Source organism: Glaciimonas sp. GG7, from assembly GCF_052976905.1.
Genome location: NZ_JBRIIQ010000053.1, coordinates 1 through 20,978, shown reverse-complemented (window position 1 = coordinate 20,978; position 20,978 = coordinate 1). Strand labels below are relative to the sequence as shown.

Here is a 20,978-nt window from a genome sequence, read left to right as displayed (position 1 = left end):
ACGTAAAAATTAAAAAACTGCTCTTCAGCAGTTTTCAATTTACGTACTAATCATCATTCCCAGGCTCCAACTCCGGAAACAACACCGAAGTAAACCCAAATCGAGAAAAATCCTTAATCCGCATCGGATACAACATCCCATTCAGATGATCGCACTCGTGCTGGACCACCCTCGCATGAAACGCATCAACCGTGCGGCTGATCGCAGCCCCATGCTGATCGACACCTTCGTAATGCAAATTGTGCCAACGCGGCACCATGCCGCGCATGCCGGGCACGGACAAGCACCCTTCCCAACCCTCTTCGACAACATCCGATAGCGGCTTAAGAACGGGATTGATCAATACCGTTTCTGGCACTGGCTCCACCTCTGGATAGCGCACATTATTTTTAAAACCAAAAATCACCACACGTAAATTGACGCCGATTTGCGGCGCAGCAAGCCCAGCACCATTGGCCGCATGCATGGTGTCAAACATGTCGGCGATCAACGTTGCCAATTCCGGCGAATTGAAGTCCGTCACAGGTTCTGCCGTCAACAGCAAGCGCGGATCGCCCATTTTTAGAATTTCACGAATACTCATCGGATCACTCCTCAGACAAAATAATCAGAATTGTTTCAGATACTCGGCAAAGTCAGCGCCCGTCTCAGGATGCTTTAATCCCATCGCCACGGTTGCCTTCAGATAGCCCAGTTTAGAGCCGCAATCGTAGCGCTGACCAGTGTAGCGATAGGCCAATACTCTTTCTCTTTCCATCAGCGCGGCAATCCCGTCGGTCAGTTGAATTTCACCACCAGCACCTTTGCCGATACCCTCAAGGCAATCAAAAATACGATTCGTCAATACATAGCGCCCGACCACTGCCAACGTCGATGGGGCATTTTCCGGCTGCGGTTTTTCGACGATGCTGTTGACACGCTCCAGATTGGTCTTAAAAGGGTCGATACTGACTATCCCGTATTGCTTAGTATCTGCACGCGGCACGTCCTGTACGGCCAGGACGCTGGACCCCTCTTGCTCAAAGACATCCGTCATTTGTGCTAATACCGATCTTTGGCCGGCATCGACATCCATAAAATCATCGGCCAGCAAGACCGCAAACGGCTCATCCCCCACCACCGGACGGGCGCAGAGCACTGCGTGGCCCAAGCCCAACGGCGCGGACTGACGGATAAAAATACAATTCACATGCTTAGGAATCACGTTGCGTACCAGTTCGAGCAATCTGATTTTTCCGGCGGCTTCGAGTTCGCTTTCCAACTCATAGACGGTATCGAAATGATCTTCAATCGCACGCTTGTTGCGTCCGGTGATAAAAACCATATCGGTGATACCGGCAGCAACCGCTTCTTCGACCGCGTATTGAATCAACGGCTTATCGACAATCGGCAGCATTTCTTTTGGCTGCGCTTTGGTCGCGGGCAAAAATCGGCTACCTAAGCCAGCTACCGGAAATACTGCTTTCTTAATTTTTGTCATGATCGCTTTCTAAAAGAGTACGAAGTCCATTTTCATCCAAAATGCTGACATTGAGTTCTTCAGCTTTAGCGAGCTTGCTCCCGGCTTCCGCGCCGGCTACTACGTAACTTGTTTTCTTGGATACCGAACCTGTCACCTTGCCTCCGGCAGCCTCGATTAAGGCAGCTGCCTCATCCCGACTCAGCGTCGGCAGCGTGCCTGTCAGAACAAAGGTTTTACCGGACAAAAACGTCGACTTGGCTTCGGCTGGCAAGTTCTCAGGCCACGTAACACCAGCAGCACGCAATTGTTCGACAAGTTCGACATTCAACGAATCGCTAAAAAATAATAATATCGATTTCGCCACCACCGGGCCGATATCGGCTACTTCCAGCAATTGCTCCTCGGCTGCTTGCATGACGGCATCGATATTACCGAAATGGCTTGCCAGCTCCTTAGCGGTGGCCTCGCCAACATGGCGGATACCCAAAGCATAAATGAAACGGGCCAGCGTAGTTGACTTGGATTTTTCCAGTGCGGCCACGACGTTTTGCGCTGACTTATCGGCCATGCGTTCGAGTGCGGCCAGTTTCAGCACGCCAAGTTTATATAAATCAGCCGCCGTCGTAATCATCCGAAGATCGACCAATTGATCAATCAATTGTTCACCCAGGCCCTCAACATCCATCGCACGGCGCGAGACAAAATGTTGCAAGCCGCCCTTGCGTTGCGCCGGACATTTCACCCAGCCGCCAGAACAACGAGCAATCGCCTCATCTTCCAGCCGGATAATCTCAGAGCCGCAAATCGGGCAAGCCGTCGGCATCACAAACGGTTGCGCTGTGGTCGGACGGCGCTCGGGGACAAAGGCGACCACTTCGGGAATCACGTCACCGGCACGCCGCACAATCACGGTGTCGCCGATCTGAATATCCTTGCGTCGGACTTCATCCTCGTTGTGCAATGTCGCGTTGGTGACGGTTGCGCCGCCAACAAATACCGGGGCAAGACGCGCCACAGGCGTGATCGCACCGGTCCGGCCGACTTGCACTTCAATATCGAGCACCAGCGTTGTCGCCTCTTCAGCCGGAAACTTATGCGCCAAAGCAAAACGCGGTGCGCGAGATACAAAGCCAAGCATTTGTTGCTGCTGCACGCGATTGACTTTGTAGACCACGCCATCGATTTCGTACGGCAATTGCATCCGTCGCGCACCGACATCCCTGAAAAACGTCAATAAACCCTGTGCGCCCTTGATCACTGCACGCTCCTTGCAAACCGGAATCCCCAGCGAGGCATACCAGTCCAGCAAGGCAGAATGCGACGGCGGCATGTCTGCGCCCTCAAGCATGCCGATTCCATAGGCAAAAAATCGCAACGTCCGCTGCGCGGTAATACGTGAATCCAATTGCCGCAAACTGCCCGCTGCGGCATTACGCGGATTGGCAAATTCTTTCAATTCGGCAGTCCGCTGACGCTCATTGAGACGCGCAAAATCGGCCTTAAACATCAGCACTTCACCGCGTACATCCAGCACTTTAGGCGGATGATCGGTATGCAAGCGCAATGGAATCGCTCGAATAGTACGAATATTGCTGGTCACGTTTTCGCCCGTACTGCCATCACCGCGCGTAGCTGCCTGAACCAGCACACCATCTTCATAGCGCAGATTGATGGCCAGACCATCAAATTTCAGTTCAGCGGCGTAATCAATCTCGGCGTCAGTATGCGTATCTAATCCGTCTCTGACGCGCCGGTCAAATTCGACAATATCGTCGTCCTCAAAGCCATTGCCCAGCGATAGCATCGGGATCGAATGAGTGATCTGATCGAATTGCGGCAGTGGTGCAGTACCCACCCGCTGCGTAGGAGAGGCTGGTGTGCAGAGTTCCGGATGCAATTGCTCCAGTGCCTGCAATTCGCCAAATAAGCGATCGTACTCAGCATCTGGAATCGAAGGCATATCCAGCGCGTAATACGCATGATTATGGCGATTCAACTCAGCGCTGAGCCACTCTGCGCGTAAACGCCAATCGGCGGCATCGGGACTGGTCCCACTGCCGCCGACGTCAAATAAACTTGGTTGCATATCTCAAATAGGTAGTGAAGAAACGATAGTCGTATTTGTTCGAAACAAGCCCACAATCAACTAAACAATCGTAAAGCGCGACCGGAACCGGCTGAAATATCAGCGCCGTCCATATCCAGATAGAACGCCTCAACCTGACCGGCAATCTCGCTCAGTTGATCATCAGCCAGCGGCTGATTGCTATCGTCCACCACCACGCCACCCAAGCGCGAGGCCAGCGAACGCGCACAGGCCACCATCGCACCATAACCATCGCGAGACTGAGAAATCAACGGGACATCGAGCAGCAACGTCAGACGCGCCGTTGTTTCGCTATTCGGCTTTGCATTCGTCGACAACGAAAACAACACGCCGCCATCGCCATCTGGCATCACCAAACGCCCCTCAGTGCGTGCATCAAATCCCTGCCGCGTCAACGCCGACAAGAGCGTATTGACGGCCCAGGGCGCGCCTTGCGAGTGAACATTCACGCCGAGCTGGGCGTCATGTTCGGCCACAAATTGAAAGAGCGTACGTGCGCCTTGCATCACTTCAGTCATATCCGGGAAATCAGGCTCAGCGCCCAGATCGTCGCAAATCTGACGCAGGCGCATGACTAATTCTGAGTATTCAATTTCGCCGAGCGCATTGCTACGATTGGCCATTTGAACGCCGGCCATGAGCGATTTGTAGATCCCGCCGTGGGCGATTGGCTCCCATTCGCCGTGACTATCCTCACCGATAAAATTCACCGGCTTATTGCCGACATGACGCAAGCTTTGTAAAACGGGCAATATTTTGTCGCCACGGACCGGCGCTTCCAACGTCAAGGGAATAACGCAATCGATCAGGCCGTCTACTGGCAATTCGATCTGCGCAATCTGCGGCTCACTAGTTGACACCGGGTCAGCAGCATCAGTACCGCTCTCGTTTGTCAGCGGCGGCGTGAGTGTCTGGCCTTGCGGCTCGGTCGCCAACTGCTCAGCAGTCATCTCGACATTGTCTTGCGGGATATCGGCGCTGGCGAATGGTTCGGCGTTATTTTCCGGCGGAAAAAACACCGGCTCATGGCGTTCAGGACGCTCAGAACTATCCGCTGGCGGCGTCATCAAGACGTCGTCGTGCGATGTCGAAAAAGCGCGCTCAACGCTCTTCCTGGCTTTGTGTTCCTGCCATTTGTTATAGGAGACGACGCCAACAATAATGACGCCGCCTATGACGAACAAACTGGTTTGTAAATCGGTCATGCGACTAAGGCCTCAAGCGCAACGGCAAACACCGAAGTGTCTGCCGTTGCGCGCAAAATAACGGTTGAAATGGGTGGTAAATGCGTTTTATTACCAATGCGTCATTATCAAGAATTCTCAGATGAACGCCTACTAATATTGGATAAATTCAGTAACTTTTTGTTGCAGGTTGGTATTAATTCAAAAAACACCGCCGACAACATCAACATCGACAGGGAAATCAACGCGCCGCCTCCAACAAAATATCAAATAACTCAGGACTTACGCAAAATCGGTCCAGCAAGGCAGACTGACGAAGACAGTACGAACGTACGGCAAGGAAGGATAACGCCGCTGGGGCGATTTTGCGTAAGTCCTATCATGCCGCCGCTGCCGCAAATCCTCTGGCCGACTCCATATCCACGGCCACGATGCGCGATACGCCCTGCTCTTGCATCGTCACCCCGATCAATTGATTCGCCATTTCCATCGCAATCTTGTTATGCGAAATAAACAGAAACTGCGTGTTCTCCGACATGCGCTTAACCATATTGCAAAACCGCTCAGTATTGGCGTCATCGAGCGGAGCATCGACCTCATCGAGCAAACAAAATGGCGCAGGATTGAGCTGGAACATTGAGAACACCAACGCCGTCGCAGTCAGCGCTTTTTCACCGCCTGACAATAAATGAATCGTTGCATTTTTCTTGCCCGGCGGTTGCGCCATCACCTGCACGCCAGAGTCCAGAATCTCGTCCCCAGTCATGATCAGTTTGGCCTGCCCGCCGCCAAACAAAATCGGAAAAAGTTCGGCAAAATGGCCATTCACCCGATCAAACGTATCCTGCAGCAAATCGCGGGTTTCTTTATCGATTTTGTGAATCGCGTCTTGCAGCGTATTCATCGCCTCAGTCAGATCGGCATTTTGTGCATCGAGGAAATTTTTCCGCTCCGACGCCTGCGCCAACTCATCCAACGCGGCCAGATTGACCGCCCCCAAAGCCGCAATCGCATTGGTCAGCCGCGTGACTTCGCCCTGCAAATAAGAAGGCCGTAAGTCATCGTGCAGCTTCTCGCTCAGCGCCACTTCATCGGCACCAAACTCCACCAATTGTTGGGCATATTGCTCTTGATTGAGGCGTGCCGCTTGCTCTTTCAATTGCAGCTCCATGATCCGCTCGCGCTGCGGTTGCAGGCTGCGCTCCGACTGGGTGCGCATATCTTCGTGCTGACGCAGATTTTGCGACACCTGATCCAATTCATGCCGCGCATCCGCCAGCGCCCGCTCCTGATCGGTGCGCTTGTCGAGCAAGTCTTGCAAGCCGGTTTGCGCGGTCTGATCGTTGAGACTCTCCAATTCCAGATTGCCTTGCTGCATGCTGGCAAACAATTGCGAGGCCTGCTCAAGTGCCGTGGCGATGTTGCGCTTGAGTTCTTCAATTTTATTGCGATGCGATTTTTCGGCGTATTCGGCTTCTTGCGCGCTGCGCTCCAACTCGCGCAAGCGTTGCCGCGCATCATTGAGTTGCTGCTCTTTATTCAGATAATCGGTTTGCCCGTCTTCATGTTTTTCTTGCAGCTCGCCCAACTCGGCGTCGAGTTGTTCGAACTTGGCTTCGGACTCCATCTTGACTTGTTGCTGCTCATTCTCTTGCGCGGCAATTTCGGCCAGATCGGTTGCGATTTGGGTGCTACGCTGGTTAAAGCGTTCCTGCAACTCGGAGAACTTCATCACGTCTATCTGCAAGCCATGCACGGCTTGCGTCAAGCCGTTATGCCGTTGTCGCAATTCTTGCAAACGCTGCGTGGCGTGCGTCAGTCCCGCCTCAGCCCGCACCGAGCGCGAACGCGCCTCATCGGCCAGCATGTGCTGAGCACGTAATTGTTTGGTGATGTTTTCGATCTCCTGCTGACGCGCCAGCATGCCATCCTGCTCCGAGTCGGACGCATAAAAGCGCACGCTGGTTTTGCTGATGACATGGCCTTGCCGGGTCACAAAACAAGCGCCGACCGGCAGCTTGGCACGCTCAGCAAACGCCGTCACGGTGTCCTCGGCCACAAACACGTTGTGCAACCAATCCTGCATCAAAGCGCGTAAACCCGGATCGTTGAGCTGCATTAAATTGAGGAACGGTTTGAATCCGACAGGAGTCGCAACAGTGCTATCCAGCGCGATCCCGTTAGGCGTAAACAACGCCAGCTTGCCCGGCGGCGCATCGCTGAAAAATCCCTTGGCCCAATCCAGATTCGACATTTCCAGCGCGGACGTGCGCTCGCGCAGTACTGACTCCAGAGCGGTTTCCCAGCCTTGATCGATATGCAGCTTTTGCCACAAACGCGGTAACTCTGCCAGTTCGTGCTTTTGCAACCACGGCTGGACTTTGCCCTGGCTTTGCACACTTTCCTGCAATTGTTTGAGTGCGTTCAGGCGGGCTTCGAGCTGGGCGTTATTCGCCGTTTCAGTATTGACCTGCTGCTGCGCGGTACGCCGCTCTTCTTCAAGACGCGGTTGCTGCTCTTGCGCCTCTTCCAACTGCATGCCGACTTCTTCCAGCCCAGCCTGTTTTTCTTCGAGCTGGTATTTCAGATTGGTCAAATGCGTGGTATCGGGCAAATTCAAACCGTTTTTTTCTTGCGACAAACGCTCGCGCCGCACCGTCAAGCCATTCAAAATATTCGAGGCATTGCGCTGATGCGTTGATTCCAGCGCAATTTGCTGCTGAAACTGCATGATTTTGGCGCGCGATTCGGTGCTTTTGAGTTGCGCCTCGCGCCACGCTTGCTCAAGCGCTGGCACGTGATCGCTGTGCTGCTGCACGGCAATCTGCGATTGTTCAACGCGGGCTCCCAACTCTTCCAGATGGATCTCAGCCTCGGCCAGATCATCCTGATGTTGCGTGCTTTGACGCTGCCATTGATCGCGCTGTGCGGTTAATGAATTGAGCTGCGTTTGCAGACGGTTGCGCGACTCAATAACGAACTTGATTTGCGCTTCCAGACTGCCGACTTCTGAGTTGGTCTGGTACAAATGCCCCTGCGCCTGATGCATCCGGTCACCGGCTGCGTAATGCGATTGGCGCATATGTTCAAGTTCCAGCTCGACGTGGCGCAGTTTCGCGGTCTGTTCTTCCAGATCGGTCTGACCGCGTTCAATCTCGCGGAAAAACTTCTCTTGCTCGGCCTTGGCTTCGTTCTTGCGTAGCAACCACAATAATTTCTGCTTCTCTTCCTGATCGCCCTGCAAGGCGTGGAATTTGTGCGCCACTGCGGCTTGCGCTTGCAGCTTTTCGAGATTGGTATTGAGTTCGCGCAGGATATCTTCCACGCGCAGCAAATTATCGCGGGTGTCGTTGAGCCGATTTTCGGTCTCGCGACGGCGTTCTTTGTACTTTGATACGCCAGCCGCTTCTTCGAGAAAAATCCGCAATTCTTCCGGGCGCGCCTCAATAATGCGCGAAATCATCCCCTGCCCGATAATCGCGTAAGCCCGTGGCCCCAAGCCCGTGCCCATGAAAATATCCTGAATATCGCGGCGTCGTACCGATTGATTATTGATGTAATAGGTAGAAGTACCGTCGCGGGTCAGCGTGCGCTTGACGGCGATCTCGGCGTATTGGCCCCATTGACCGCCGGCTTTGCCCATTGCGTTATCAAATACCAGCTCGACCGATGAACGCCCGGCAGGCTTACGATGCGAGGAGCCGTTAAAAATAACGTCCTGCATCGATTCGCCACGCAATTCAGAGGCCTTGGATTCCCCCAAGACCCAGCGCACCGCATCAATAATGTTGGATTTGCCGCAGCCGTTCGGGCCGACCACGCCGACCAGTTGGCCGGGAACCTGAAAATTGGTCGGGTCAACGAAAGATTTGAATCCCGACAATTTAATGGAAGTTAAACGCACGTTACCGACTATTCTTATCAACGTCGGCGAAAAATGGATTCGCCGCACTTAACAATTTATGGGTACGAGATAATTAAGGCTTACGCAAAATAGTTCCAGCAAGGCAGACCTTTGATGCCAGTACGAATGTACTGCTAGGCGGGCGTAACGCCGCTGGGGCGATTTTGAGTAAGTCCTAAATTTCTCGCAGAAGGGCGACATCATAACATTCGGGGACACTTCCGCAGATAGCAAAAAGTTGCAAATTATTAACAGATACAGCGTACTCAGCAGCCTCCATTACTTATATATAATGCGCAATACGCTTTTTCAGTCTCCCGATTTATTCTTCTGTTCTTTTTTGTCCTTAATAAACACATGAATCCTCTCCTAGACAGATTGCAACCGTATCCGTTTGAAAAACTGCGAACACTGTTTTCCGACGTCACCCCAAATCCGGCCTACAAACCAATCAGCCTCGGCATTGGTGAGCCTAAGCATCCGACGCCTGCTTTTATCCGACAAGCGTTAGCCGACAACCTCGATGGCCTGGCCACTTATCCCAGTACCACCGGGACTGATGCGCTGCGTAAAGCCATCGCCAGCTGGCTGGAACGCCGCTATAAATTGCCTGCGATCAATCCGACAACCCAGATTCTGCCGGTATCGGGCTCGCGGGAAGCCTTGTTTGCGTTGGCGCAAACAGTGGTTGATCCATCGGACCGCGATGCGCTGGTCATGTGCCCGAACCCGTTTTATCAAATCTACGAAGGCGCGGCCTATTTGTCAGGCGCGCAGCCGTATTTTGTCAATTCCGACCCGGCCCGCAATTTTGTGCCGGACTACAGCAGCGTGCCGGAAGAAGTCTGGGCGCGGGTCAAGCTGTTGTTTCTGTGCTCGCCCGGCAATCCGACCGGGGCAGTACTGACGCTTGACGACTGGAAAGAACTATTTGCTTTATCGGACCGCTACGGTTTCGTGATCGCCGCCGATGAATGCTACTCAGAGATTTACTTCAAACCCGAAGCACCGCTAGGCAGCATGGAGGCCGCCCACCTTTTAGGGCGCGAAGGCTATCCGCGTCTGATTACCTTCTCCAGCTTATCCAAACGCTCCAACGTCCCCGGTATGCGCTCCGGCTTTGTGGCTGGCGACGCCGCTATTTTGAAGAAATTCTTGCTGTACCGCACCTATCACGGCGCGGCAATGAATCCATCGATTCAATCAGCATCGATCGCCGCCTGGAGCGATGAAACCCACGTCGCCGAAAATCGCGCCAAATACATCACCAAATTTCAGCAAGTCACGCCACTATTGCAGGAAGTTCTTGATGTATCGCTACCGGACGCCGGTTTTTATCTCTGGGCCAAGGTCGACAAACTGACCACGCTCTCCGACATCGATTTCGCCAAACGCTTGTATGCCCAATACAACGTCACGGTGTTACCGGGCAGCTATCTGGCGCGCGACGCCCACGGCACCAATCCCGGTCAGCAACGCATCCGCATGGCGTTGGTGGCCGAAGTCGAAGAATGTCTGGAAGCGGCGCAACGGATCGTCGCATTTGTGCGCGGGCTTTAACTATTTTGCAACACCCATTTCAGTGCAACTCATCTGTTTTTTAACTTTTTAGGCAACCAATCATGACGCAATCTCTAGAACAATTTATCGACCAAGCCTGGGAACACCGCACCGAATTCTCACCTAAAACAGCCCCGGCTGATTTGCGCCAGGCAGTCGCCAACGTCATTGCCGAACTCAACGAAGGCACTTTGCGCGTAGCCCAAAAAACCGACGGCAACTGGGTCGTCAATCAATGGGTCAAGAAAGCTGTATTGCTGTCATTCCGTCTGGAAGACAATTTTCCGATGCCAGCCGGTGACCATATGCAGTTCTACGACAAAGTCCCGACCAAATTCGCCAATTACACCGCCGACGATTTCGCTAAAGGCGGCTTTCGCGTAGTCCCGCCAGCGGTCGCCCGTCACGGTAGCTTCATCGGCAAAAATGTGGTTCTGATGCCATCGTTTGTCAACATCGGCGCGTATGTCGATGAAGGCACGATGGTCGATGCATGGGCTACCGTTGGTTCGTGCGCGCAAATCGGCAAAAACGTCCATTTGTCCGGCGGCGTCGGCATCGGTGGCGTATTGGAACCAATGCAAGCCAATCCAACCATCATTGAAGACAACTGCTTCATCGGCGCACGTTCAGAAATCGTCGAGGGCGTCATCGTTGAAGAAAACTCCGTCATTTCGATGGGCGTCTACATCGGTCAATCCACCAAAATCTATGACCGCGCAACGGGCGAAGTCACTTATGGTCGGGTTCCAGCCGGTTCGGTTGTGGTCGCAGGCAACTTGCCATCGGCTGACGGCAAATATAGTTTGTACTGCGCCGTTATCGTCAAGCGCGTCGATGCAAAAACACGCGCCAAAACAGGTATCAACGAATTGCTGCGCGAAGCCTAAAAAACAAAATCGGCGGTGTCAACATGATTGTTGGCGCTGCCGATTTTTTCAGTTTACCGGTTGAATTTTCTTGAAGGAGTCCGTAATGTCCATGAATCGCTTGTTTAGCCTGATGCAAGAAAAAGGTGCATCGGACATGTTTCTGACCATTAACTCCGCGATTCACATCAAGATCAAAGGGGAGTTGGTCCCCATCAATCAACAAAAGATGGACCAAACTACCATTCAGATGTTGCTCGAAGAAGTGATTCCCGCCTCTCGGCTGCAAGTGCTAGAGCGCGACAACGAGCTCAATATCGGCTTGCCCGTCAGCGGCGTCGGCAGTTTTCGGCTGTCGGTGTTTAAGCAACGCGGCAACATTTCGGCAGTCATTCGCTTCATCCCTTTCGAGATTCCCCCATTTGAAGAATTAGGATTACCACCGATCCTGACAGAACTCATCACGCGCAAGCGCGGCTTATTGTTGGTGGTTGGCGCATGCGGCTCGGGTAAATCGACCACGATTGCATCGATGATCAATCATCGCAATCACACCCAGGCCGGTCATATTCTTACACTAGAAGATCCAATTGAGTTTTTGTTCAAGAACGAGCGCTCCATCGTCAATCAGCGCGAGCTCGGTACCGATACCGCCAATCTTGAAGTCGCCCTGAAAAACGCGTTACGACAAGCCCCTGATGTTATTTTTATAGGCGAAATCCGCGACAAAGAAACCATGTCAGCCGCCCTCGCCTATGCCCAATCAGGCCACCTGGTCGTCTCAACCCTGCACGCGAACAATAGTTATCGGGCTTTAAACCGCATCATTGGTTTTTTCCCACCAGAAAATCGCGCAACACTGTTGGAAGATTTAGCCTCAACATTAACGGCCATCGTTTCGCAGCGACTAGTCAACACGGTTGACAACAAACGCACCCCGGCGGTCGAGATCATGTTGAATACCCGCCACATCTCCGAACTGATGGAAGAAGGAAAAATCAATCAGATTAAAGAGGCGATGGAAAAAAGCATGGCCCCCGACTCGCAGACCTTTGAGCAGGCGCTCATTGCGTTAATCGATGACGGCATCATCACGCAAGACGAGGCGCTGTCTCAGGCCGATTCACCGAGTAATCTGTACTGGTTGCTCAATAACAAGGCAACAACCAATCGCACCCTGCCTGCCGAAGAAAAAAATGAAGGCGCTACTTATACTGAGTTCACACTCAATATTTGACAGGACTTATTTGACAGTACTTACAAGCCCGCACGTAACTGGCGACCATTCTGCAATCAATATCATTCGAAGGAATCAATCCTGCATGGCAATTACCCTCTACGGCATCCCCAACTGCGACACCGTCAAAAAAGCCCGCATCTGGCTTGCTGATCAAGAAATCGCCTTCACCTTCCACAACTTCAAAAAAGACGGGGTCACGCCTGAGTTGATCAATACCTGGCTCATCGATATCGCGTGGGATACGCTGGTCAACCGCAAAGGCACTATCTGGCGCACACTGTCCGAACAACGGCGCGCTGGTATTACCGATAGCGTGAGCGCCATGCCATTGATGCTGGAGTTCCCCTCCGTCATCAAACGCCCGGTATTATTTACCGGCAAAAATACTTACGTCGGCTTTTCCGACGCGCTTTATCAACAAATTTTTAATCAATAAAACTATGCCCAACGTCGCCAGTAAAACCCTCGCTTTAGCAGAAGAACTGATCACACAATCGTCCGTCACGCCGCAGGACAAAGGCTGTCAGGCACGTCTGATTGAATTGCTCTCACCGCTAGGCTTTGTCTGCGAAACCATCCAATCCGGCGACGTCACCAATTTGTGGGCGCGCAAAGGGTCGGCGCAACCACTGCTGGTGTTTGCGGGACACACTGACGTGGTCCCAACCGGCCCGCGTGACGAATGGCAATCCGATCCGTTTTTGCCTAGTCATCGTGACGGCAAACTCTACGGTCGGGGTGCTGCCGACATGAAGACCTCGATTGCCGCGATGGTGATTGCGGTCGAAGAGTTCACGCAGGCACACCCGAACCACGCCGGATCGATCGCATTTTTAATTACCAGCGACGAAGAAGGCCCGGCTACCGACGGCACCGTGGTGGTCTGCGAACAATTAAAAGCCCGTGGCGAACAACTCGATTACTGCATCGTCGGCGAGCCGACTTCCAGTGGTGAGTTGGGCGACATGATCAAAAACGGTCGCCGTGGAACCATGTCCGGCAAGCTCATCGTCAAGGGTGTGCAAGGCCATATCGCCTACCCGCACCTTGCTAAAAACCCTATCCATTTAGCGGTCCCGGCACTGACCGAACTGGCTGCTGAAAAATGGGATGACGCCAATGAATACTATTTGCCGACCTCCTGGCAAATGTCCAACATCCACGGCGGCACGGGCGCCTCCAACGTGATTCCGGGCGAAGTGGTAATCGATTTCAATTTCCGTTTTTCTACCGCCAGCACGGTCGAATCTTTGCAGCAACGGGTGCACGCCATTCTAGATAAACATGCGCTGAACTACACATTGGCGTGGACCATCGGCGGACGACCGTTTCTGACGCCACGCGGCACACTCAGTGATGCGCTGGCCCTGGCGATTAAAGATGAAACGGGCATCGACACCGAACTATCCACCACCGGCGGGACTTCAGACGGCCGCTTCATTGCCCAAATCTGCCCGCAAGTCATCGAATTCGGCCCGCCTAATGGCAGCATCCACAAAATCGATGAACACATTGAAGTGCGCTTTATTGATCCGCTGAAAAACATTTATCGCCGAACGCTCGAAAATTTGCTGGCCTGACGGTCCTGCGGCACAAATCCGACTACTTAGTCACTCATCTCGTTCAGTTAATAACCGTTCGGGCTGAGTAGCCCGCAAGGGCGTATCGAAGTCAGCGCTGCACGCCTTCGATACGCTACGCTACTCAGGACGAACGGTTTTCTTAACGGGAAAGTATTTTTCCTTAGCCACTACTCTTAGTCACTAACAAACTTATCCGCACCCATGACGCCATCCAATACATTTACCTCCATCCGCGACTTACTACGCTACGCCGTCACCCGCTTCAATACCGAGGCGCTATTTTTCGGCCACGGCAGCAGCAATGCGCTCGACGAAGCCGCTTATCTGATCCTGCACACCTTAAAACTGCCGCTGGATAAAATCGAACCGTTCTTTGATGCCCGTTTATTACCGCACGAAGTCGAAGCGGTTTTAAACGTCATCGAGCGGCGCAGTATCGGGCGCGTGCCTGCTGCTTACATCACGCAAGAAGCCTGGCTCGGCGATTACCGTTTTTATGTCGATGAGCGGGTGATCGTGCCGCGCTCATTTATCGCGGAATTAATTCCTGAATTTTTCTCACCGTGGGTCCAGGATCCGGCGGCGGTCACCAACATTCTCGAACTCTGCACCGGCTCCGGTTGCTTGCCGATCATGTTGGCGGACGCCTTTGGCAACGCCCACGTGGACACCGCCGACATCTCCGCCGATGCGCTCGCGGTTGCACGCCGTAACGTTGACGACTACGACTTGCAAGATCGCATCACACTGATTGAATCCGATCTGTATGCCAACGTCCCGGATAAAAAATACGACTTAATCATCACCAATCCGCCGTATGTGAATACCGGATCAATGGGCAAACTGCCAAAAGAGTATCTGGCCGAACCGCAGATTGCCTTGGCCGGTGGTGACGATGGGATGGATCTGGTGCGCAAAATCGTGGCCGGTGCAAAGCAGCGCCTGACCAAAAATGGCGTGTTGATTGTTGAAATCGGTAACGAACGGGCGTTTGCCGAAGCTGCCTTCCCGGAGCTGGAAATGACCTGGGTATCGACCAGTGCTGGCGATGACATGGTGTTTTTGGTGATGGCGGATCAGCTTCCTTAACGATAACGCAACATCGACGCAACACCAACACAACACCAACCAGCCATAATTTTGGTAAATAACCAGAAAGCGCCTTATCATAGGCGCTTTCTTTTTTAGGGCACTGCGCTGAAATGCGCTCGAATTGCTTTATCAGCCTCAAATATCCAGCCCAAGGCTATCGCGCTGATGATCACAAACCGCCGATCCACGCTAAGCACCTTAAACCTTGCATAACGCCGATAACGGTTTAATCTGTTCTCCATAAGCAACAAATAATTGAAAACAGGCAATTTTGCTTCCCCCAACGCACCACCAATAAGCTATTTTAATGATACGTTTTCTACAAGTTTCAATGATGCGCGGCATCAAGCCGCTGCTCGACAAAGTCGAACTCACCCTCAATCCGGGCGACAAAATCGGTCTCATCGGTGCCAACGGTGCAGGTAAATCCAGTCTGTTCGGCCTCTTGCGCGGCGAACTGCATGCCGATGCTGGTGAAATCGACTTTCCGACTAAATGGCGTATGGCCTACGTGGCGCAAGAAACCCCAGCCCTGGACCGTCCGGCGCTGGAATACGCGATCGATGGCGATATCACGCTGCGTCGTCTTGAAGAAGAATTGGCTTTTCTCGAAAGCGAACCAGAAAGCGCCGCCAACGGCACGCTCATCGGTGAGTTATATAGCGCGCTGGCCGACGCCGATGCCTACACCGTGCGTTCACGCGGCGAGCAATTGCTCACCGGTCTTGGCTTCTCTATGGCCCAAATGCAAGAGCCGGTCGCCAGCTTCTCCGGCGGTTGGCGTATGCGCTTGAATCTGGCGCAAGCCCTGATGTGTCCATCTGACTTGTTGCTGCTCGATGAGCCGACCAACCATTTGGATCTGGACGCCATTATCTGGCTCGAAGACTGGCTCAAACGCTACGCCGGTACGCTCATCATCATTTCCCATGATCGCGACTTTCTCGATGGCGTCGTCAACGTCATCGTGCATATCGATGAACGCAAACTCAAACGCTACACCGGCAATTACTCCTCATTCGAACGTCAACGCGCAGCCCAAATGATTCTGGCCGCTGGCGCGTTGGAAAAACAAACCCGTCAACGGGCGCATTTAGAGTCGTTTATTAGCCGCTTTAAAGCGCAAGCCAGTAAAGCCCGTCAGGCCCAAAGCCGGATGAAAGCGCTAGCCAAGATGGAAGAGTTGGCTCCGCTACGTGCAGCGGCCGAATTTTCCTTTGAGTTCCGCGAGCCGCTGAGCGCACCAAACCCGCTGCTGACAATGGAAAACGTCAACGCCGGTTATCGCGTCGAAAGCCAGACCAGTCACGAAGTCACCGAAAAGGTCATCATCGCCGGCATCAAATTTTCGTTGCAAATCGGTCAGCGTATCGGTCTGCTGGGCGTCAACGGCGCAGGTAAATCCACCTTTATCAAAACCATCGCCGAAGAACTCAAACCCTTGAGCGGCGACGCCCAGTTCGGTAAAGGTCTGTCGATCGGTTACTTCGCCCAGCATCAGGTCGAAATGCTGCGTCACGACGAATCCCCGCTCTGGCATCTGGCAAAAATTGCGCCGACCACGCGGGAGCAAGAACTACGCAATTTCCTCGGCAGCTTTAACTTTAACGGCCCGATGGTGACCAGTTCGATCGCACCGTTTTCCGGCGGCGAAAAAGCCCGTCTGGCGCTGGCGCTGATTGTCTGGCAACGCCCTAACCTGCTGCTGCTCGATGAACCGACCAACCATTTGGACCTGGAAACCCGCGAAGCGCTGACCATGGCGTTAGCGCAGTTCGAAGGCACGCTGGTACTGGTATCGCATGATCGCCATTTACTGCGCGCGACCACCGACGAATTCATCATCGTCGCCGACGGTAAAGTCGCGCCCTTTGATGGCGATCTGGACGATTACAAAGACTGGCTGTTCAAGACCAAACTCGCTGCCAAAAACACCGGCAAAGAAACCGGTCTGCCAAAGGCCACGCAAGCGGTCAAAGTTGCCGTGGCAGAAGCCGCCATATCAGGCGATAGCGCTGACCGCCGTGAACAAAAACGTGTGGATGCCGATGCCCGTCAAAAACTGGCCGCACTGAAAAAGCCGATCGAATTGCGCATCAAACGTCTTGATGAGCAGTTGGCCAAGCGCAACGCGCAAAAAGCTACAGTCGACACCCATCTGGCAAATCCGGAAATCTACGACAAAGACAAAAAGAAAGAGTTGACAGTACTGTTGACCGATCAGGCGTTTTACGCGAAAGAACTGGCGCAATTGGAGGCGGAATGGCTGGAACAGCAAGAAGCGTTGGAACAGTTGGGCAATTAAGTGCCGAAGCCGATGGCGTTACCGCCGTCGGCTCTCCAGCCCGCACGCTGAGCATCATCGGCTGCGGTAAGGTCGGCAAAACATTAGCGCGGCTGTGGGCTGGATGTGGGATTTTTCAATTACGCGATGTCCTCAATCGCTCACAAAGCAGCGCACAGCAAGCCTGCGACTTTATCGGCGCAGGTCATGCCGTCACAAGTTACGCCGCGCTACAACAAGCAGATATTTACCTGATCGCAACCGTCGACGACCAGATCGCCCCGACTTGCGCAGCGCTCGCCGCCAGCGGCAAACTCACTCCCGGCAGCATTGTTTTTCATTGCAGCGGCGCATTGTCTTCAAACGCACTGAGTGCTGCAACTGAGCAAGACGCAGCAGTCGCCAGCATCCACCCCATCCGTAGTTTTGCCGATCCGCAGCAAGTCGCTCAGGACTTCACTGGCACGTTTTGCGGCAGCGAAGGCGATGCCCCCGCCCTCGCCGTATTGATCCCCGTCTTCGAGGCTATTGGTGCACGTTGCGTGGATATCAAACGCGAGAATAAAGTCGTCTATCACGCAGCCGCAGTGTTTGCCTCCAACTATCTGGTGACGCTCGTTGATACCGCCCGTCAGGCCTACGTAGAAGCGGGACTGGCTCCCGATGTGGCATTGCAATTAATTGCACCGCTACTGACCCAGAGCGCGGCAGACGCTTTCCGACTCGGACCAGCCGCAGCGCTGACCGGCCCCATCGCACGCGGCGATATGGCGACCGTTGCCCGGCAATACGCCGCGCTGGCGCAATGGAATCCTGAAGTCGCCGCCTTGTATCGGCAATTTGAAATCTTGACGTTGAAGCTGGCGCAGAAGAAATCATAAGGCCTGTTTTTTTTGCAATTTTGCAGTACGTTGAATATATCTATATGACATAAACAACTAGCCCACGCATTCCATTTCACGGTCCAGAACGCTAAGATGGTCGGTCAATGTTTTAACCGAAGGAATAAAAATGGCCGCATTCAAACTCTCCAAATTGACCACCATCGCCGCCGCAGTGCTGGTCTCAAGCATCGCTGTGAGTGCTTTCGCCGCCGATCTGCTCGATACCGTCAAAGCGCGTGGCACTTTAAAAGTAGCGATGGAAGGCAACTATCCACCGTTCAATTTTAAAGACCCTAAAAATGGTCAGCTTTCCGGTTTTGAGGTCGACGTCGCTAACCTGATCGCCGCCAAATTAGGCGTTAAAACCGAATTCACCACCACCGAATGGAGTGGGATACTGGCAGGCTTGGGCGCGGGTAAATACGATGTCATTCTCAATCAGGTCGGCATCACTGACGAGCGCAAAAAAGCCTTCGATTTCTCCGTCCCGTACACCATCTCCAGCCCGCAACTGATCGTGCGTAAAGATGAAAAACGTAACTTTGCCAGCCTGGAAGATTTAAAGGGTAAAAAACTCGGACTCGGTCAAGGTACCAACTTTGAACAAAAAGCCAAAAGCATCCCCGGCATCGACGTCAAAACCTACCCCGGCTCGCCAGAGTATTTGTCGGACCTGGCAAGCGGTCGGATCGACGCGGCGTTAAACGACAGTTTGCTGGTCGGTTATTTGTTGAAAAATACGACCCTGCCGCTCAAAGCCGGTGCGCCTGTCGGCTCGATAGACAAGATCGGGATTCCTTTCCAAAAAGGGAATCCAAAATTTCAGGCCGCGCTGGATAAAGCCATTGAAGACATCGAAAAAGACGGTAGCTTCAAACAAGTTTCTATCAAATGGTTTGGCATAGACGTGAGCAAACCACCGACCGCTAAATAACGCCAGATTGATCATTCGGTGGAGCAAAACATATACCGCCGTCCTGCTTTAAAATAGTGCCCCCATCAGCGACTAATATCCCCGCCCGGATCTCCGCGCGGGGATATTTTTTAACCTATCAGACTCAACAAAGACACCATGGAATTACTGGCATTGCTACAACAAGCGCTACCGACCTTACTCAAAGGTGTGGGCTACACCCTGATATTTGCGGTGTCCTCCATGCTCGGCGGCTTGCTGCTCGGCTTTCCGCTGGCGGTGGCAAGAATTTTGCCATCACGCCTGTGCCGCTGGCCCGCCAGTGTGTATGTCAGTCTGATACGCGGCACGCCGCTGTTAGTGCAAATTTTTGTGATTTATTACGGCCTGCCCAGTATCGGCATCACTTTCTCGCCCCTCACCGCTGGCATTCTGGCCTTAAGTCTGAATGCGTCCGCGTTTCTGTCAGAAAGTCTGCGCGGTGCGATTCTCGGGGTCCATCAAGGTCAATGGGGAGCTAGCTACAGTCTCGGACTGACCTATAGTCAAACTCTGCGCTTTGTCGTGGCGCCCCAGGCGATACGGATTGCGGTGCCGTCCATGAGTAATACCTTGATCAGCTTAATTAAAGACACCTCCCTGGTGTCTGTCATCACGGTGACCGAATTGATGCTATCGACCAAAGAAATCATTGCTGTGACATTTCGACCGCTGCCACTGTATCTTGCCGCGGCTGCCATTTATTGGTGTTTAAGCTATTGTTTTGAGCGCCTGCAAAGCCGTCTTGAACAGAAACTCGGACAAGCGCATCGGACCAATTAGATACATATGCGCAAATTAATACACTTTAATTAAATTTGCCCAAATAAATAAAGTCACAATTCAAAACAGTGTAATATTGCTCTGCTGAAACAATTAACAATCAGCAATTAAATCGATAATAGCAAACTCGTCGAAAGGCGAGGACGCAAAGCTTCCGGTCTTCTGGCTTTTGCCAATGATAGCGGGGTCGCCGAAAGTAAAATCCAGCCCATGTTTTGTGCTGTGTGTTGCTTCATTGCGCCCTCGCCATGCCCCTCCGCTTTGTATCCCCGCCTGTATCCCTGATCGTTATTGTCGCAAAACGTAATATTAGCAAAATATCAATAATCGATAATAGGGACACACCATGTACAACGCACTCTCAACAACATTCAATCGCCGTTTCCTGAAAACAGCACTATCAACGGCTGTCGTTCTTTGCGCTGGTTTTGGCGTCAACAGTTACGCAGCTCCCTCAACTGCCGCTGCGAGCGCCACGGTGTTAGTACCTATCGCCATTACCAAGGCTTCTGATCTCGCCTTTGGCTCATTCGCCCATGGCGCGGGCGGCACCGTTACAGTCAGTACCAGCGGTGCCCGGACTACTTCCGGACCGATCCTGTCAAGCATCGGCACCACGCCAACTGCAGCTAAATTTAATGTCACCGGAGACGGCAGCTCTACTTACAGCGTGACATTTGCTAGTACCAGTACGGCGCTTGCCAGTACCTCCACACCAGCTGACACCATGACACTGGCTATTTTTAGCAGCTTTAGCGGCGCTGGCGCAACTAGCGGCAACGTCAGTACTGGCGGCGGCACGCTGGCTTCTGGTGCGCAATCGATTTACGTCGGCGGTGCGCTGACAGTCTCCGCCACGCAAGTAGCGCATGCTGACTACACAGGCAGCGTCGCGGTGGCCGTCGAGTACAACTAAATCGTTGTAAGTCGTTGGTCGCCAAAGGCTGGAGTCTGAGACTCCAGCCTCAGCTAAATATCATTCATCCATCGTGAACACATCATGCTTAACATACCCTCAGCAACATTCAATCGCCGTTTCCTGAAAACAGCACTATCAACGGCTGTCGTTCTTTG

General features: G+C 53.0%; 16 protein-coding genes and 1 riboswitch. Of the genes, 11 read left to right on the top strand and 5 right to left on the bottom strand.

Going from position 1 to position 20,978, the window contains the following annotated elements:
* Window positions 1-46: 46 nt before the first annotated feature.
* From def to smc, 5 genes are all read right to left on the bottom strand, one after another.
* Complete coding sequence (gene def, locus ACVBEF_RS13210; protein ID WP_447124411.1) at window positions 47-583, bottom strand: peptide deformylase; 537 nt, start codon at window positions 581-583, stop codon at window positions 47-49.
* Between the two features lie 24 nt (window positions 584-607).
* Window positions 608-1,480: a UTP--glucose-1-phosphate uridylyltransferase GalU gene (gene galU / locus ACVBEF_RS13205; RefSeq protein ID WP_447124410.1), complete on the bottom strand. Its 873-nt coding sequence runs from the start codon at window positions 1,478-1,480 to the stop codon at window positions 608-610.
* Window positions 1,467-3,548 carry an NAD-dependent DNA ligase LigA gene (gene ligA / locus ACVBEF_RS13200; RefSeq protein WP_447124409.1) on the bottom strand — a complete coding sequence of 694 codons (2,082 nt, stop codon included), beginning with the start codon at window positions 3,546-3,548 and terminating at the stop codon, window positions 1,467-1,469. Before ligA ends, galU begins: the two co-directional genes overlap by 14 nt.
* A gap of 56 nt (window positions 3,549-3,604) precedes the next feature.
* Entirely contained in the window at window positions 3,605-4,774 is a 1,170-nt protein-coding gene (locus tag ACVBEF_RS13195) for a cell division protein ZipA C-terminal FtsZ-binding domain-containing protein (protein WP_447124408.1), read from the bottom strand.
* 358 nt (window positions 4,775-5,132) lie between these two features.
* Window positions 5,133-8,657 carry a chromosome segregation protein SMC gene (gene smc / locus ACVBEF_RS13190; RefSeq protein ID WP_447124407.1) on the bottom strand — a complete coding sequence of 1,175 codons (3,525 nt, stop codon included), beginning with the start codon at window positions 8,655-8,657 and terminating at the stop codon, window positions 5,133-5,135.
* Window positions 8,658-9,014: 357 nt separating this feature from the next.
* Between smc and dapC the strand changes: the two genes are divergently transcribed.
* The 11 genes from dapC (at window position 9,015) to ACVBEF_RS13135 (ending at window position 20,820) form a co-directional block, all read left to right on the top strand.
* Window positions 9,015-10,217: a succinyldiaminopimelate transaminase gene (gene dapC / locus ACVBEF_RS13185; RefSeq protein WP_447124406.1), complete on the top strand. Its 1,203-nt coding sequence runs from the start codon at window positions 9,015-9,017 to the stop codon at window positions 10,215-10,217.
* 62 nt (window positions 10,218-10,279) lie between these two features.
* The gene (gene dapD, locus ACVBEF_RS13180) at window positions 10,280-11,107 is read left to right on the top strand and encodes a 2,3,4,5-tetrahydropyridine-2,6-dicarboxylate N-succinyltransferase (RefSeq protein ID WP_447124405.1); all 828 of its coding nucleotides are present in this window, start codon (window positions 10,280-10,282) and stop codon (window positions 11,105-11,107) included.
* Window positions 11,108-11,192: 85 nt separating this feature from the next.
* Window positions 11,193-12,323, top strand: coding sequence for a PilT/PilU family type 4a pilus ATPase (locus tag ACVBEF_RS13175; protein ID WP_447124404.1), 1,131 nt, complete (start codon window positions 11,193-11,195; stop codon window positions 12,321-12,323).
* An 85-nt stretch (window positions 12,324-12,408) separates the two neighbouring features.
* Window positions 12,409-12,762, top strand: a complete 354-nt coding sequence (locus ACVBEF_RS13170; RefSeq protein WP_447124403.1) for an ArsC family reductase — start codon at window positions 12,409-12,411, stop codon at window positions 12,760-12,762.
* 4 nt (window positions 12,763-12,766) lie between these two features.
* Window positions 12,767-13,906 (top strand): succinyl-diaminopimelate desuccinylase, encoded by a 1,140-nt coding sequence (dapE, locus tag ACVBEF_RS13165; protein ID WP_447124402.1) that lies wholly within the window; start codon window positions 12,767-12,769, stop codon window positions 13,904-13,906.
* A 204-nt stretch (window positions 13,907-14,110) separates the two neighbouring features.
* Window positions 14,111-14,998: a 50S ribosomal protein L3 N(5)-glutamine methyltransferase gene (prmB, locus tag ACVBEF_RS13160; RefSeq protein WP_447124401.1), complete on the top strand. Its 888-nt coding sequence runs from the start codon at window positions 14,111-14,113 to the stop codon at window positions 14,996-14,998.
* Window positions 14,999-15,308: 310 nt separating this feature from the next.
* Window positions 15,309-17,306, top strand: a complete 1,998-nt coding sequence (locus tag ACVBEF_RS13155; RefSeq protein ID WP_447124400.1) for an ATP-binding cassette domain-containing protein — start codon at window positions 15,309-15,311, stop codon at window positions 17,304-17,306.
* Window positions 17,264-18,166: a Rossmann-like and DUF2520 domain-containing protein gene (locus ACVBEF_RS13150; protein WP_447124399.1), complete on the top strand. Its 903-nt coding sequence runs from the start codon at window positions 17,264-17,266 to the stop codon at window positions 18,164-18,166. The genes ACVBEF_RS13155 and ACVBEF_RS13150 overlap by 43 nt, the downstream gene beginning before the upstream one ends.
* Window positions 18,167-18,296: 130 nt before the next feature.
* Window positions 18,297-19,103 (top strand): cystine ABC transporter substrate-binding protein, encoded by an 807-nt coding sequence (locus ACVBEF_RS13145; protein WP_447124398.1) that lies wholly within the window; start codon window positions 18,297-18,299, stop codon window positions 19,101-19,103.
* A 138-nt stretch (window positions 19,104-19,241) separates the two neighbouring features.
* Complete coding sequence (locus ACVBEF_RS13140; RefSeq protein ID WP_447124397.1) at window positions 19,242-19,904, top strand: amino acid ABC transporter permease; 663 nt, start codon at window positions 19,242-19,244, stop codon at window positions 19,902-19,904.
* Between the two features lie 110 nt (window positions 19,905-20,014).
* Window positions 20,015-20,099: riboswitch (cyclic di-GMP riboswitch) on the top strand.
* 151 nt (window positions 20,100-20,250) lie between these two features.
* The gene (locus ACVBEF_RS13135; protein WP_447124396.1) at window positions 20,251-20,820 is read left to right on the top strand and encodes a DUF4402 domain-containing protein; all 570 of its coding nucleotides are present in this window, start codon (window positions 20,251-20,253) and stop codon (window positions 20,818-20,820) included.
* Window positions 20,821-20,978 lie beyond the last annotated feature (158 nt).